The following is a 15,393-nucleotide window of genomic DNA, read 5'->3' as shown; positions in this document are numbered from 1 at the left end:
GGTTTGCCCGGGAACCGAGGCGAAGTGGTCGATGTTCAGTCGACTAACAGAAAAATTGAAAACATCACGACGGGGTCGATAGTCACATGGATCATCTTTCTGGATACGCGCGCCGGCCATTCGCCTTTGTTTTGCGCTATCTCCGGCGTCGCCTGGCGTCGCATCTCGTGATCCTGACCGCTGTCGTTGCGGCCGTTGCCTGCTCCGTAGGCACGCAGTACGGCGTCAAATCTCTCGTCGACAGCCTGACCGCCGGAACTTCACATGGTGGCAGCGTATGGCTGGCATTCATTTTACTCATGTCGCTGATCGCCGCCGACAACTTCCTGTGGCGGATCGCGAGCTGGACGGCGAGCTTCACCTTCGTTCGTGTCACGGGTGATTTACGCCGTGACATATTTCGTCATCTGACCGGCCACGCGCCGAGCTACTTCTCTGACCGCATGCCCGGCATGCTGACGAGCCGCATCACGGCGACGTCGAACGCGGTGTTCACCGTCGAGAACATGTTCGTCTGGAATGTGTTGCCGCCGTGCATCGCCACAGTTGCGGCAATCGCTTTGATTGGAACCGTCAGTCCTTACATGGCGCTCGGCCTGATGGTGGTGGCCGGCGGCATGGTGCTGGCGATGTTCCGCCTCGCTGCTGCGGGCAAGCCGCTGCATGACGACTTCGCCGACAAGGCCGCCGTCGTCGACGGCGAGATGATCGACGTCATCAGCAACATGCCGCTGGTGCGCGCCTTCTGCGGTATCGGGCATGAGCACGAGCGGTTCGACGCGACGGTAAACCGGGAACTCACGGCACGCGGCCGCAGCCTGCGCTATCTGGAGAAGCTGCGACTTATCCATGCCGGCATCACTGTCGTGCTCACGATCGCCCTGATGGCCTGGGCGATCATGCTTTGGCAGAATGGCCAGGCGACCACCGGCGACGTCGTGCTGGTCTGCACCCTCGGTCTCTCCATTTTGAACGCGACGCGCGATCTCGCGGTGGCGCTGGTCGACGTCACCCAGCACGTTGCGCGGCTGACCGAGGCGATCGCCACGCTGCTGGTGCCGCATGAATTGCGCGACCACCCCGAGGCCGAGCCGCTGGTGAAGAGCGGCGCCGCGATCGCGTACAATAATGTCACCTTCGGCTATCCCGGCGGCGAGAAGATCTTCGAGCGGTTCAGCCTGCGCCTGCAACCCGGCCAGCGCGTCGGGCTGGTCGGCCAGTCCGGCGGCGGCAAGTCGACGCTGTTCACGCTGCTGCAGCGCTTCTACGATACCGACGAGGGCAGCCTCACCATCGACGGTCAGGATATTTCCAAGGTGACGCAGCTGAGTCTGCGCGAGGCCATTTCGGTCGTGCCGCAGGACATCTCGCTGTTCCACCGCTCGATTCGCGAAAACATCCGCTATGGTCGCCCGAACGCGACCGACGACGAGGTGCTCCGTGCGGCGATTGCGGCGCGCTGCGATTTCGTCGAAAGCCTGCCGGAAGGGCTCGACACCATGGTCGGTGACCGCGGCGTCAAGATGTCCGGCGGCCAGCGCCAACGCATCGCGATTGCGCGCGCCTTCCTGAAGGACGCGCCGATCCTGCTGCTGGACGAAGCGACCGCCGCGCTCGACAGCGAATCCGAGGAGGCGATCCGCGAGGCGCTGTCGCGGCTGATGCGCGGCCGCACCGTCATCGCGATTGCGCATCGCCTCGCGACGTTGCGCAATTTCGACCGCGTGGTCGTGCTGAAGGATGGTAAGATCATCGAGGACGGGTCACCCGAACGTCTGATGCAAGGCCACGGGCCCTATCGTGCGCTGGTCACGCAGGAAATGAGCCGGCTCGCGCAGGCCGCCGCGTAAACCAACAGTCGCGTTCGAGTCGGTTGCGTGTCGAAACAAGCGCAGGGGAACTGCTGATGTCGGCTGAAGCCGTTACTCAATTCATCTCCGTGACGCGAACCATGGACCAGGTCGCGGAGCAGCCTTTCTATATTCCGATGACGGGACCGTCGGCGCGGCCGCGGCGTTCGCTCAAGCACGACGATACCTTTATCGTGCTTGACAGCCATGGCGACATCGGCGCCTCGGCCGGCGGGCCCGACGGCCTGTTCCATCACGACACGCGCTACCTTGCGAGGCTTGAGCTCGTGCTCGACGATCTCCAGCCGTTGTTGCTGGGATCCAACCTGCGCGACGACAACTCGGCGCTGACGGTCGATCTCACCAATCCGGATATCTACCGGGAGGGCAGCCTCGTGCTGCAAAAGGACCTGCTCCACATCGTGCGCACGATCTTCCTGTGGCGCGGCACCGCCTATCAGCGCATCGGCGTGCAGAACCACGGCGACCGCCCGGCCAATTTCGGGCTGACCCTGCTGTTCGACAATGATTTCGCCGATCTGTTCGAGGTTCGCGGCGAGCGGCGTCCGCGTCGCGGCATTGGCTCGAGCCGGCTGTTGGGCCCGACCGACGTGCTGTTCGACTACCGCGGTCTTGATGACGCCGAGCGCACCACATGCCTGCATTTCGACCCGCGCCCGACGAAGTTGTCGGTGAATGCCGCAACCTGGCAACTCGAACTCGATCCGCATGAGTCGAAATCGCTGTTCGTGGCCGTGTCCTGCAATCGGCCGATCACGGAGAAGCCGGCGCGCTTTTTCAGGGGGCTGCTCGCCCACCGCCGCGAGATGCGGCAATCGACGATGGGGACCGCCAGCATCGAGACCTCCAACAACATCTTCAACGAGGTGCTGTGCCAGTCCATGGCCGACCTCAACATGCTGATGACGGAGACGCCGCAGGGCCGCTATCCGTATGCAGGGATTCCCTGGTACTCGACGACGTTCGGCCGCGACGGCCTGATTACGGCTCTGCAAATGCTGTGGGTCGACCCGCGCATCGCCAAGGGCGTGTTGCGGCGGCTCGCGCATTTCCAGGCCAAGGCGGTCGATCCGCTGAACGATGCGGCGCCCGGAAAGATTCTGCATGAGATGCGCGGCGGCGAGATGGCGGCGCTGCGCGAGGTGCCGTTCGCGCAGTATTACGGCAGCGTGGATTCGACCGCTTTGTTCGTGCTGCTCGCCGGAAGCTATTTCGAGCGCACCGGCGACGAGAAGACGTTGACCGAGTTGTGGCCGGCCATCGAGGCGGGGCTGGCCTGGATCGACGGCCCCGGGGACCCCGACAAGGACGGCTTCGTCGAATACCAGCGCGCCACGGAAAAGGGCCTCGCCAATCAGGGCTGGAAGGATTCCTACGACGCGATCTTCCATGCCGATGGCCAGCTTGCGGAAGGCAATCTCGCGCTGGCCGAGGTGCAAGGTTACGTCTTTGCCGCCAAGCGGCTCGCCGCGCGCTGTGCGCTCCGGCTGGGCAAGCCCGATCTCGCCAAAAAGCTCGAGGCCGAGGCCAAGGCGCTGGCCGAGCGCTTCGAGGCCGCGTTCTGGTGCGAAGAGCTCGGCACCTATGCGCTGGCGCTCGACGGCAAGAAGCGGCCCTGCAAGGTACGGACCTCAAACGCCGGGCAGGTGCTGTTCAGCGGCATGATCCGTGAAGATCGCGCCCGTCTCGTCGCCGCCGATCTGATGGGGCCGCACTTCTACTCGGGCTGGGGCATCCGCACCGTCGCTGTCGGCGAGGTGCGTTACAACCCGATGTCCTATCATGACGGGTCGATCTGGCCGCACGACAACGCACTGATCGCGCTCGGGCTCGCGCGCTACGGGCTGAAGCATTCGGTCGCGCACGTCTTCAAGGGACTGTTCGACGCTGCAACCTACATGGACCTGCGCCGGTTGCCCGAATTGTTCTGCGGTTTCCGGCGCGAGAAGCGGCGCGGCCCGACGCTCTATCCGGTCGCCTGCGCGCCGCAGGCCTGGGCCAGCGCAACCGCGTTCACGTTGCTGGAGGCGACGCTGGGCATCGAGTTCGATGTGGCGCGCGGAGAGATCCGGCTGCGCAATCCGCGTCTGCCGGCGTTCCTGCACGAGGTGATTTTGCGCGATCTGCGCCTGGGCGAGTCCAGCGTGGATCTGCGCGTCAGCCGCCATGGCGAGGACGTCGCGCTGGAGGTGTTGCGCACGCGTGGCCAGATCCAGGTCTCGATCGTGTTGGCGCGCTAGCGGCGCGCGGGAGGAGGGTGCATGCGTACCGCCGGATGGTTGATCCTGAGCGTGGTGATCGTCGCGGGATTGACGGTCGCCGTATCACGAGCTGCGGAGGAGTTGCCCGCGCCTTCAACTGAAGCGAATGCGCCGCCGACGCTGCAGCCGCCGGCGTCATCGGTCCCCGTCACGCCAAAGGATGCCGCGCCACCGCCGTCGGTCACGATCATCGGCGCCAGCGATGCGCATGGTGTGCTTGGCCGTGACGTGCTCAGCGCGGCGAACGAGGGCATGGGTCGCATTGTCGACGTCATCGTCGATCGCAGTGGCCATGTCCGCGCTGCAGTTATCGATTTCGGCGGCTTCCTCGGTGTCGGCAGCCGCAAGATCGTGGTTGACTGGAACGCTTTGCGGTTCGGCAAGATCGCCAGCAAGAAGGACAGCATCACGCTGGAATTGACCAAGGCGCAGGTCGCCGCCGCGCCGGAATACAAGGAAGACGCGCCGATGGTCGTGCTCGGCGCGTCCGGCAGCCTGCAACCGCTGCAAGCGGTTCAGTGAGGCGCGGGGAGGGATGGCCGCCTGTGCTGTTGTCGAGAAAGCCGAACCATGCAGATCGCGAGGGCCGCGTTAAGCACGACAACGATGCCGCGCCATTGCCTCCCGGCATTCCGGCACCGTCGCGCCAGAGCCTGCGCGGTCTCGACTGGTTCATCTTCTTTCTTGCCGACGTGCAGACCGGTTTCGGTCCCTTCATCGCGGTTTACCTCACAACGCAAAAATGGACCCAGGTCGAGATCGGCCTGGTGCTGTCGATCGGCGGCATCGTTGCTCTGATCGGACAGATGCCGGGCGGCGCCATCATCGATGCCGCAAAATCCGAACGGCTGGTCGCGGGCCTCGCCATCGCCACCATCGGCTGCTGCGCGCTCGCCTATGCGGCGATGCCGATCTTCCCCGTGGTGGTGGCTGCGGCCACCTTGCACGCGGCAGCAAGCTGCGTGCTCGGGCCGGCGATCGCGGCGATCAGCCTCGGCCTGGTCGGACCGTTCGCGATCGGCGAGCGGCTCGGCCGCAACGCCCGCTTTGCCTCGCTTGGCAACGGTGTTGCGGCTGCCGTAATGGGCACGGCCGGCTACCTCCTGTCGAGCCGCTCGGTGTTCCTGGTCTCCTTCCTGCTCGCGATCCCCACTCTGATCGCGCTGTCGCGCATCCGCGAGCATGAAGTCGACATTGCGCGCTGCCACGGCGAAATGCCGCGCGAGGCGAAGGATCGCGGCGACACCAATATCTGGCACCTGATCCGACAGCGTCCGCTCATCGTCTTTGCGCTGAGCGTCTTGCTGTTGCAACTGGCGAACGCCTCGATGATGCCGCTGATGGCGAGCGCGGTGACGGCGCGATCGGCCCAGTGGGCGACGGTGCTGGTCGCCTTTTGCATCGTCGTGCCGCAGGCGATCGTGGCGTTGCTGTCGCCGACGGTCGGACGCAAGGCGCAAGCGTGGGGCCGCCGGCCGCTGCTGCTGATCGGGTTCGGCGCGCTGGCGATCCGCGGCCTGCTGTTCGCCACCGTGCGCGATCCCTATTTGCTGGTGCTGGTGCAGGTGTTCGACGGCTTCACCGCCGCGGTGTTCGCAGTCATGATCCCGCTGATCGTGGCTGACGTCGCCTTCGGCAGCGGCCATTTCAATCTTGCGCAGGGCATCGTCGGCACGGGAATGGGCATCGGTGCATCGCTGAGCACCGTGCTCGGCGGCTATATCAGCGACAAGTTTGGCAATGCCACCGCCTTCTTCGGGCTGGCAAGCATCGCTGCGACGGGATTTTTGCTGATCCTGACGGTGATGCCGGAGACCCGGCGCAAGGGCATGATTGCGCCAAAAGAAATAGCCGGCTGAACCAATTCAGCCGGGGCGTCGTAGGATCGGGCCGGGTGAGAAAATCGCCGTTCATCGAATTGCCACAGGCCTCGCGGATCGTCGGTCCTCGCTCGCAATCGAAAGGCCCTGCAAGTGGTGTCCGCGAACGATCTGGAATTTGCCCTCGATCAAGTCCGCGCCAACGCCCCGGAGCAGGTCCCCGGCGTGTTCGGCCCGTCCTCGGTGACCTGGCGGATCGACCGCGAGGCCGTCATCTTTCTCGGCGCCGGTCGTGCGCTGATGCTGCAGTTGGCCCACCCTTGGGTCGCCGCTGCCATCGCCGAGCATTCCAAAACCTTCGCCGATCCGATCGGGCGATTTCACCGCACCTTCGACATCGTCTTTGCCATGGTGTTCGGCTCGCTCGACCGCGCGCTGTTGTCGTCGCGGCAATTGTACCGGCGCCACAGCATGATCGTCGGCGAGATGCCCGAGACCGTCGGTCCGTTCGTGGCCGGCTCGCGCTACTGTGCCAACGACATCCCTTCGCTGCGCTGGGTTCATGCCACGCTGGTCGAGACGGCGCTGATGGCGCACGATCTGGTTTTGCCGCCGCTCTCGGCGGAGGAGCGCGAACGCTACTGGACCGAGAGCCGGACGTTCGGCGCCTTGTTCGGATTGACGGGGGACGACCTGCCCGCGGATTGGTCAGGCTTTGCGGCCTACACCAATGCGATGGCACAGTCGGACACGCTGACCGTCAGTCCGGCCGCGCGTGAGATTGTGAGGCAGATCTTTGGCGGCGCGCGTCCGTGGTTGCGGCCGCCGCGATGGTATCGCGCGCTCACGGCGAGCTTGCTGCCGGAGCCATTGCGCGCGGGCTTTGGGTTTGAGCTCGACGAGCGCAACACCAGGTCGGCCGACAACGCACTGAAATGGATCCGGCGGGTCTACCCGAAATTGCCGGACCGGTTGCGCTATGTCGGTCCCTACCAGGAAGCGCAAGCGCGGCTAAACGGCGAGCCGCAGCCCGACTGGATGACCCAGTGCCTCAACAGAGCCTGGATCGGTCGCTCGCAGATGGATCAGCGCCGCTAAGAAGCGCCTCCCGCCTGTCCCGGACAAGCCGCGACGCGTGAGCGTTGCGGCGCAGAGCCGGGACCCAGGGGCCGCGAACTGCTGCGCGACATGGGCCCCGGCTCTGCAGCGCACCGTCGAAGAGACGCTGCGCCGCGTCCGGGGCACGAGAGAGCGCTGGCCTCACACCGCCGCCAGCTTCCGGTACAGCGCGTTGTAGCTGCCGGCCGAGATGCTCCAGGAGAACGACCGTCCCATCGCGCTGCGGCGCATGGTGTCGAGCTGGTCCTGCGCCATGAATGCCTCGAAGGCCCGGCGGACGCCGCCGAGGAAGGATTCGTGCGAGGGTTTTGAGAACAGGAAGCCGGTTTCGCCGTCGGTGATGGTCTCGGCGAGGCCGCCGGTCTGGTGGCCGATCGGCAGCGAGCCGAAACGCTGGGCGTACATCTGGCTGAGCCCGCACGGCTCGAAGCGCGACGGCATCAATGTGAAATCGCTGCCGGCGAAGATGCGGCGCGCCTGGGCGTCGTTGAAGCCGATCACGACGCCGATCGCGTCAGGCCGCCGGCGATGCGCGTCGATCAGCGCCTGCTCGAGCGCCGGCTCGCCGGAGCCGGTGACCACGATTTGCCCGCCGGCATCGACGATCTCGTCGGCCGCCGCCAGCACGAGGTCGATGCCCTTCTGGTGCACGAGCCGGGCGACGATGCCGAACATCGGGCCGCGCGACACCGCAAGTCCGAACTGTTTGCGCACATAGTCCGCATTGGCTTTCTTGCCGATCCAGTCGCCGGCGCCGAACTGCTGGGCGAGCTGGGCGCACGAGCGCGGGTCCCAGCTTTCGTCGATGCCGTTGAGGATGCCGGTGAGCTCGGCCGCGTCGGAGCGGGCTCGAAGCAGGCCTTCCAGGCCGCAGCCGAATTCGTCCGTGGTAATTTCCCGGGCGTAGGTGCCGCTGACGGTGGTGAGGTGCGAAGCATAGACCAGTCCCGCCTTGAGGAAGGAGAGCTGGTCGTAGAACTCGACGCCGTCGATATGGAAGGAGCTTTCGGGGACGCCGATCCGGCGCAGCGAGTCTTTGGGGAAAAGCCCCTGATAGGCGAGGTTGTGGATGGTCAGGATCGACGGCAGCTTGGCGCCGCGCCAGGCCAGGTAGGCCGGCACGAGCGAGGCCTGCCAGTCATTGGCATGGATCAGGTCTGCTGCCCAATTCTTGTCCAGCTTGCCCATGGCAAGCTCAGCGGCGGCCGAGGCCAAGCGCGCGAAGCGGATGTCGTTGTCCGGCCAGTCGCGCCCGGACTCGTCACCATAGGGATTGCCGGGCCGGTCGTAGAGTTGTGAGCACAACAGCACATAGACCGGAAGGCCGTCCTTGGTCGCGGCCCGGCCGAGCGAGCAGGCCGGCATCTCCGCGAATGCCGGACAGCGGCCAACGATCTGAATATGCGTGAGTTGTTCGATGATGTCGCGATAGCCGGGCAACATGACCCGGATATCGGCGAAAGGACGCAGCGCTCTTGGAAGAGCCGCGGAAACGGCTCCAAGTCCGCCGACGCGGACGAAGTCGTCCATCTCTGTCGTAACGAACAAGACCCTCAAGAACAGCTGCCCTCATCCGATCCCGTTGCTGCTATGCAAGAACGGGTCCAGTTGCCCTGGAATTCCCAGGCCCGCCCGCGCGGCGCATCGGTTCGGTAAAGACTTTCCTACTCAGCCGTCGCCCTCTAGGGTCGGCGCACCAACAACAGGAACTTCGATAGTTCCTAAGTGACCCGAGGACGCGAGCAGGCATGCGGCTATCAGAGAAGCATGAGGGGACGACGACAAAGGCCTTCGCCGGCCTCAGGGTCCTGGATTTTTCGACCACCATCGCCGGTCCCCATTGTGCACGGATGCTCGCCGACATGGGCGCCGAGGTCATCAAGATCGAGACCGACGGCGGCGAGACGATGCGGACCCGCCCGCCGCTGCGCAAGGGCTGCAGCACCGTGTTCGGTCAGCTCAATGTCGGCAAGAAGAGCGTTGTGCTGGACCTCAAGTCCGAGGACGGCAAGGAGGCGGTGCGCCGGCTGGCCGCGACGGCCGACATCCTGGTCGAGAACTTTCGTCCCGGCGTGATGCACCGGCTGCGGCTCGACTATGACAGAATACGCGCCGTCAATCCGAAGCTGATCTACTGCTCGATCTCCGGCTACGGCCAGAGCGGCCCGTCGGCCGAGCTGCCGGCCTACGCACCGGTGATCCATGCGGCCTCCGGCTACGACATGGCCCATCTCGCCTACCAGCCCGGCCGCAGCCGCCCGGATTATTGCGGCATCTACCACGCCGACGTGGTCACCGGCACCTACGGTTTTGGCGCGATTGCGTCGGCGCTCTACCAGCGCACGGTAACTGGGCTCGGCCAGCACATCGACGTCTCCATGCTGGAATCGATGCTGACGCTGACAGTGATCGAGTTGCAGAACTCGCAGTTCGCCGTGAAGCCGCCGCCGCGCCCGATGTTCGGGCCGACCGAGACAGCGAGCGGGTATGTCATGATCACGGTTGCCAGCGAGAAGACGTTTCAGGGGCTGATGGGGGTGATCGGCCGCTCCGAATGGATTTCCGATCCGCGCTTCGCCACCTACGCCGCGCGTCGCGACAATTGGGCCGACTTGATGGACGGTGTCGAGGCCTGGTCGCGGCAGCTCTCGACGGATGTCTGTCTTGTCGCGCTAGGTGCGGCCGGCGTGCCGGCCTCGGCCTACCGCACCGTGTCCGAAGCACTGGCCGATCCGCAGATCGCGCATCGTGAGGCGCTCTCGTCGGTGGAGGACGAAGGTGGCTCGTTCCAGGTCCTCAATCTGCCGTTTCGGATGAGCGGTGCCGACACGACACCGGGCAAGACGATGGCCGTGCTTGGCGAGCACACGGACCGGCTGCGGGCGGAGATCGGGCTCACCGACGGTGGACCAATTCCGTCAGGCAAAACAGCCGCGCAAGTCTGACGGCAAGTCTGACGGCAAAGCCGACGATAGCATCGTGCGGCAAGCAATGCGGCGTTGCGCGTGGTCGGCTTGCCATCATCCGCCAGCCTAAACTAGACAGGTCCGAGTTTGTCTCGTCCTGCCGCCCATGCCATGGTGGCGACGACAAGAAAAGCATCCGGGAGGACGCCGATGAAGAGTTTCAAGGTTGCCGATTTCAAGGCGCCGCTGCAGGAGTTCGACGAGGCGACGCCGCAGCCGTCCGGCACGCAGGTTCTGATCAAGGTGAAGGCCGCCGGCGTCTGCCATAGCGACCTCCACATCTGGGAAGGCGGCTACGATCTCGGCCACGGCCGCAAGCCGCTGTCGCTGAAGGATCGCGGCATCAATTTGCCGCTGACCATGGGGCACGAGACGGTCGGTGAAATCCTCGCCTTCGGTCCGGACGTGAAGCCGACCGACCAGGGCGATCTCAAGCTTGGCGACGTCGGCCTGGTCTATCCCTGGATCGGCTGCGGCAAATGCGCCACCTGCCTCGGCGGTGACGAGAACATGTGCCTGACACCGCGCTCGCTCGGCGTTTATTGCGACGGTGGTTATTCCGATCACATGCTGGTGCCGCATCCACGCTATTTGCTCAATCTCAGAGGGCTCGATCCCGCGTCGGCAGCACCCTATGCCTGCTCGGGTGTCACCACCTACAGCGCGCTGAAAAAGGTCGAGCAGCACTTCGACACGCCGATCGTGATGTTCGGTGCCGGCGGGCTTGGCCTGATGGCGCTGTCGCTCTTGAAGGCCATGGGCGGCAAGGGCGCGATCATGGTGGACATCGATGCGAAGAAGCGCGAAGCCGCGGAGAAGGCCGGTGCGCTCGCGACCGTCGATCCCAAGGCGCCGGACGCGCTGGAGCAGCTTGCCAAGAAAGCCGGTGGTCCGATCCGCGCCGTGCTCGATCTCGTCGGCAACGCCGCCACCACGCAGCTGGGCTTCGACTGCCTGACCAAGGGCGGCAAGCTCGTCATCGTCGGCCTGTTCGGCGGCGGCGCGACCTGGGCGCTGCCGCTGATTCCGATCAAGGCGGTGACGATCCAGGGCAGCTATGTCGGAAACCTGCGCGAGACGCAGGAGCTGCTCGACCTGGTGCGAACGAAGAACGTAGCGCCGATCCCGGTGACGCGGCAGCCGCTCAACAAAGCCAACGACGCGCTGGTGCAGCTGCAGCAGGGTGCGGTCGTCGGGCGCACGGTGCTGACGCCGTAGCGAAGGCCCTATCCTCCGTCATTGCGAACGAAGCGAAGCAATCCAGACTGCCTCCACGGATGCATTTCTGGATTGCTTCGTCGCAAAAGCTCCTCGCAATGACGGCCTCACTTAATTTTCGCGCAGGAAATCCGATGTGCGCAAACAACGCCTTCCACATTGCCGTGCTCGCCGGTGACGGCATCGGTCCCGAAGTGATGGCGCCGGCCATCGAAGTCCTGCGCAAGATCGAGACGAAATCCGGCTTGAGCTTCCGCTTCACCGAAGCGCCGGCGGGCGCCAATCATTACCTCGCCACCGGCAAGTCGATGCCCGACACCACGATCAAGCTGTGCGAGGAGGCGGACGCGATCCTGCTTGGGGCCTGCGGCCTGCCGTCGGTGCGCTATCCCGACAACACCGAGATCGCGCCGCAGATCGAGCTGCGCTTCATCTTCGATCTCTATGCCGGCGTGCGTCCGGCGCGGCTCATTCCGGGCGTGTCGAGCCCGATCGTCGGCGCCGACCAGCGCGGCATCGATCTCGTCGTGATCAGGGAGTCCACCGAGGGCCTGTTCGCCTCGATGGGCAAGGGCGTCGTCACCCATGAGGACGCCCGCGAGACCATGGTGATCACGCGCAGGACGTCCGAGCGCCTGTTCGAGTTCTCGTTTCGCCTCGCCGAGCGGCGCAAGGCGCGCGGCAAGCCCGGGATGCTGACCTGCGTCGACAAGGCGAACGTGTTCAAGGCCTTTGCCTTCTTCCGCGGCATTTTCGACGAGATCGAGAAGCGTCATCCCGAGGTGAAGACCGATAGGCTCTATGTCGATGCCTGCTCGGCGATGCTGGTGAAGCGCCCCTGGGATTTCGACGTGATGGTGATGGAGAACATGTTCGGCGACATCGTCTCCGACATCACCGCGAGCCTGATCGGCGGGCTCGGCATGGCGCCGTCGGCCGACATCGGCGACAAATATGCCGTGTTCCAGCCCTGCCACGGCACCGCGCCTGATATCATGGGGCAGGGCAAGGCCAATCCCACCGGCATGATCCTGTCGGCCGCGATGATGCTGGACTGGCTCGCCGACAAGCACGGCGTCGAGGGCGCGGCGGAAGCCGGTGAGACGATCGAGCGTGCGGTGGACAAGGTTTATGCCGACGGCATCAAGCCGATGGAATTCGGCGGCCGCAACGGTACCGTGGACATTACGAAAGCGGTGCTGGCTGCGCTGTAGGCTCGCGCCGATTTCGACGCGATGGGCAGGCAACCGATATACCCATCAGCGTACGTAGCGCCAGAACGCCTCCGCCCCAGACCTGCGCGCCGCTTCCTGAGGCTTCTACTCCGAGCGACTTGGCTGTCCGCCGATCGATAGTCAGTTCAAGCGCCGCGAATTGCCCTCGCAGTCCACGTCCGCTCCCGCATGACGCTGCAAATCTGGAACTTGAATTCGCTGAAGAAGGCTTCGACCCCACGCCGCTTTGCCTTGCCGTGCTCGGGATCAATCCGCCATTGATGAAGCGCTTCCTCGGTCTCGAACTCGACGATCGTCACTCGCTCTCCATCGTCCGCAACGAAGCCCTTGTGTGAAATGTAACCCGGTATTGTTCGCGCGAGTTCGCTCATGCGTTTTGCCATCGGCCCATACTCATCCTGAGCGCCGGGATTCATTCGAGTGCGAAATACAGTGACGATCATCAGATAGGCTCCTGTGTGGGACGAACTCGGTTCACGGCCTTTGCGGCGGCAGTCGCCCTAGTCGGCAATGCCGTCAATGATAATGAAGTCGGCGTCCGCATACTTTTGACGAATAATCCGCGCACTCTGATATTCCGGACTTGCGTAGCAGGCAGCGGCCGTGGAACGGTCCTTGAATTCGACCACGACGTTCCGCTCGCGGGCCTCTCCCTCCATTTTTTCGTACGCCCCGCCACGCACGATGAATTTTGCGCCGAATTTCTTGAACGCCAGGTTAGCCGCAGCAAGGTACTCGGGGTAGTTTTGCTCATCGCGAACCGAGACGCGTACAATCCAATAAGCCTTCGGCACGTCATTCTCCGTTGTTGTTTCCCGGATGGCAGAAGCCATCGTCCGTGCCGTGATCTTTACCTGAGGCGCGTAATCACATATAATGAATAATTATGATCTAATTGATCACACTGAGAGATGTATGGATCTGTCGGATCTGCGGATATTCATCGCTGTCGTGCGCGAAGGCGGCGTGACCCGCGCGGCCGAGCGGCTGCATCGCGTTCAGTCCAATGTGACGACCCGTATCCGGCAGTTGGAAGAGGATCTCGGCGTGGCCCTCTTCATTCGAGAGGGTAAGCGTCTTCATCTGGCGCCCCAGGGGCAAGTGCTGCTTGGCTACGCCAATCGCTTGCTCGCGCTTGCGGATGAAACACGCGATGCCCTGCAAGACGCAAAACCCCGCGGAACGTTCCGCCTCGGCGCGATGGAAAGCACGGCCGCTGTCAGGCTGCCGGGACTGCTCAGCGAATACCACAGACGGCATCCAGGGGTCGTTCTGGAGCTTCGCACCGGCAATCCGCAGGTTCTCGCGAGCGCCATTCTCGCCGGCGATCTCGATGCAGCCCTTGTTGCCGAACCCATCGCCGATGAGCCCTTTGAGAAGGTGCTCGCCTTCGAGGAGGAGTTGGTGATTATTGCGGCTGCCAATCATCCGCCGATCGTCAAGAAAGGCAGCAACCTGCCACGTACCATCATCGTCTTCGAACACGGATGCCCGCATCGCAAGCGGCTTGAAGACTGGTACGCAAGGCGAAACGAAATGCCGGTGCGCATGATCGAGCTGGCGTCGTATCACGCAATGCTGGGCTGCGTCGTTGCGGGCATGGGCGTCGCGCTGATCCCCAAAAGCGTTCTGACCACTTTTCCAGACAGAAGGCTGTTGAGCGTCCACCCGTTGGGACGAACGGAGAATCGGGCGTGGACTGTGCTCATCTGGCGCAGGGGAGCGGGCTCCGCGAACGTTCAGGCCTTGAAGGAGATGTTGCAGAGCTCCCGGTCGGTGAGTCAGAGGACAGTGAAGACAGCCACGGCCGTATGAGGCGCTACTTCCCCGAAAACTGCGGCTTGCGCTTCTCCATGAAAGCCTGCCGGCCCTCGCGAAAATCAGCACTGTCCATACAGGCCCTGCCGACTGCCTTGATCGCGTCCATGTCGCGCGCGCTTTCGTCCTTCAGCACTTGCGCGATGGTAGTCTTGGCCGCCTTGATCGCGAGCGGGGCGTTCTCGGAGATCGTCTGCGCGATTGTCATCGTCTCACCCCAGAGCTCATCGATGGGGAACACGCGCTCGACCAACCCGATGCGCAGCGCTTCGGTGGAATCGATGCGCATGCCCGTGTACATCAGGAGCCGCGCCCAGGACGGTCCGACCAGCGACACCAGGTGCTTCAATCCATCATAGCCGTAGGCGATGCCGAGTTTCGCCGCGGGAATGCCGAACTGGCTGCCATGGGAGGCGATGCGGATGTCGGCGAGCATCGCGACCTGCATGCCGCCGCCGAGGCAAAAACCCTGGATGCTCGCGATCGTCGGCTTGGGATAGTCGGCGAGCAGCGCGCGCTGGGCGGCGCTGCGTTTTGCATATTCCTCGGACGCGGCGGCGTTATGGCGTGTCTTCTCGAACTGGCTGATATCGGCGCCCGACACGAACGCCTTGCCGCCGGCGCCGCGCAGGATCACGACGCGCACGGCATCGTCGTCGCGCAGGCTCGCCAGTGCCTCGCCAAATCCCTCCCACATCTCCAGCGACATCGCGTTGCGCTTGTCGGGATTGTTGAAGGTAATCACGCCGACGCCATTGGCGATGTGCTTGAGGATCTTGCCGCTGGCGTAAGGTGTCTCGGTCGTGCTGGAGATATCAGGCATCGCGCGCTCGCTTGTCGTAGGCCGGGCGCAATGTGCGGCCGGGGCAGGGCCCGGGTCAACCGCGGCAAGGGATGCGGCTTTGCATCCGCCTGTCCCGCGATTGCATGGCGTTACTTATTGAGCATGATCTTTTCGGAGAACCGCTGCACGCTTTTCGGAGTCATGCCCTAGGGTCTGTTGGGATTCATCTGGAGTTTATCGCGGCCGCGGCCAGATAGATCATTGAAGTGAAGCTCTGGTGGGTCTTGTCGGCGCGCATTGC

Annotated in this window: 13 protein-coding genes; 9 read left to right on the top strand and 4 right to left on the bottom strand. The window is 64.1% G+C overall.

Going from position 1 to position 15,393, the window contains the following annotated elements; genetic code table 11:
• Positions 1-86 precede the first annotated feature (86 nt).
• The 5 genes from ABIB06_RS33675 (at position 87) to ABIB06_RS33655 (ending at position 7,050) form a co-directional block, all read left to right on the top strand.
• Complete coding sequence (locus tag ABIB06_RS33675; RefSeq protein WP_354052318.1) at positions 87-1,850, top strand: ABC transporter ATP-binding protein; 1,764 nt, start codon at positions 87-89, stop codon at positions 1,848-1,850.
• Between the two features lie 56 nt (positions 1,851-1,906).
• Positions 1,907-4,111, top strand: coding sequence for an amylo-alpha-1,6-glucosidase (locus ABIB06_RS33670; protein ID WP_247441268.1), 2,205 nt, complete (start codon positions 1,907-1,909; stop codon positions 4,109-4,111).
• A 21-nt stretch (positions 4,112-4,132) separates the two neighbouring features.
• Complete coding sequence (locus tag ABIB06_RS33665) at positions 4,133-4,654, top strand: PRC-barrel domain-containing protein (protein ID WP_247348267.1); 522 nt, start codon at positions 4,133-4,135, stop codon at positions 4,652-4,654.
• Between the two features lie 23 nt (positions 4,655-4,677).
• Complete coding sequence (locus ABIB06_RS33660) at positions 4,678-5,991, top strand: MFS transporter (protein WP_354052316.1); 1,314 nt, start codon at positions 4,678-4,680, stop codon at positions 5,989-5,991.
• A gap of 114 nt (positions 5,992-6,105) precedes the next feature.
• Positions 6,106-7,050: an oxygenase MpaB family protein gene (locus tag ABIB06_RS33655; protein ID WP_354052315.1), complete on the top strand. Its 945-nt coding sequence runs from the start codon at positions 6,106-6,108 to the stop codon at positions 7,048-7,050.
• A gap of 162 nt (positions 7,051-7,212) precedes the next feature.
• Here ABIB06_RS33655 and glgA read toward each other — a convergent pair whose 3' ends face one another.
• Positions 7,213-8,628: a glycogen synthase GlgA gene (gene glgA / locus ABIB06_RS33650; RefSeq protein WP_354052313.1), complete on the bottom strand. Its 1,416-nt coding sequence runs from the start codon at positions 8,626-8,628 to the stop codon at positions 7,213-7,215.
• A gap of 191 nt (positions 8,629-8,819) precedes the next feature.
• On the opposite strand from glgA, the gene ABIB06_RS33645 reads away from it, so the two are divergent.
• The 3 genes from ABIB06_RS33645 to ABIB06_RS33635 all read left to right on the top strand — a co-directional run bounded on the left by ABIB06_RS33645 (position 8,820) and on the right by ABIB06_RS33635 (position 12,469).
• Complete coding sequence (locus ABIB06_RS33645) at positions 8,820-10,016, top strand: CaiB/BaiF CoA transferase family protein (RefSeq protein WP_354052311.1); 1,197 nt, start codon at positions 8,820-8,822, stop codon at positions 10,014-10,016.
• A 171-nt stretch (positions 10,017-10,187) separates the two neighbouring features.
• On the top strand, positions 10,188-11,255 hold the full coding sequence (locus ABIB06_RS33640) for an alcohol dehydrogenase (protein ID WP_247348276.1): 1,068 nt from the start codon (positions 10,188-10,190) through the stop codon (positions 11,253-11,255).
• Positions 11,256-11,389: 134 nt separating this feature from the next.
• Positions 11,390-12,469: an isocitrate/isopropylmalate dehydrogenase family protein gene (locus ABIB06_RS33635; RefSeq protein ID WP_354052310.1), complete on the top strand. Its 1,080-nt coding sequence runs from the start codon at positions 11,390-11,392 to the stop codon at positions 12,467-12,469.
• A gap of 146 nt (positions 12,470-12,615) precedes the next feature.
• Here the strand turns inward: ABIB06_RS33635 and ABIB06_RS33630 are convergent, their stop codons facing one another.
• Together ABIB06_RS33630 and ABIB06_RS33625 are read right to left on the bottom strand one after the other, a co-directional pair.
• Positions 12,616-12,933, bottom strand: a complete 318-nt coding sequence (locus ABIB06_RS33630; RefSeq protein WP_247441283.1) for an antibiotic biosynthesis monooxygenase family protein — start codon at positions 12,931-12,933, stop codon at positions 12,616-12,618.
• Between the two features lie 57 nt (positions 12,934-12,990).
• The gene (locus tag ABIB06_RS33625) at positions 12,991-13,323 is read right to left on the bottom strand and encodes a DUF1330 domain-containing protein (protein ID WP_456650823.1); all 333 of its coding nucleotides are present in this window, start codon (positions 13,321-13,323) and stop codon (positions 12,991-12,993) included.
• Positions 13,324-13,405: 82 nt separating this feature from the next.
• On the opposite strand from ABIB06_RS33625, the gene ABIB06_RS33620 reads away from it, so the two are divergent.
• Positions 13,406-14,305 carry a LysR family transcriptional regulator gene (locus tag ABIB06_RS33620; protein WP_354052308.1) on the top strand — a complete coding sequence of 300 codons (900 nt, stop codon included), beginning with the start codon at positions 13,406-13,408 and terminating at the stop codon, positions 14,303-14,305.
• Positions 14,306-14,309: 4 nt separating this feature from the next.
• Here the strand turns inward: ABIB06_RS33620 and ABIB06_RS33615 are convergent, their stop codons facing one another.
• Positions 14,310-15,131 carry an enoyl-CoA hydratase gene (locus tag ABIB06_RS33615; RefSeq protein ID WP_354052307.1) on the bottom strand — a complete coding sequence of 274 codons (822 nt, stop codon included), beginning with the start codon at positions 15,129-15,131 and terminating at the stop codon, positions 14,310-14,312.
• Between the last annotated feature and the right edge of the window lie 262 nt (positions 15,132-15,393).

This window comes from Bradyrhizobium sp. LB8.2, from assembly GCF_040548035.1.
Classification (GTDB): Bacteria; Pseudomonadota; Alphaproteobacteria; order Rhizobiales; family Xanthobacteraceae; genus Bradyrhizobium.
This window is presented reverse-complemented; position numbering and strand designations above follow the sequence as displayed.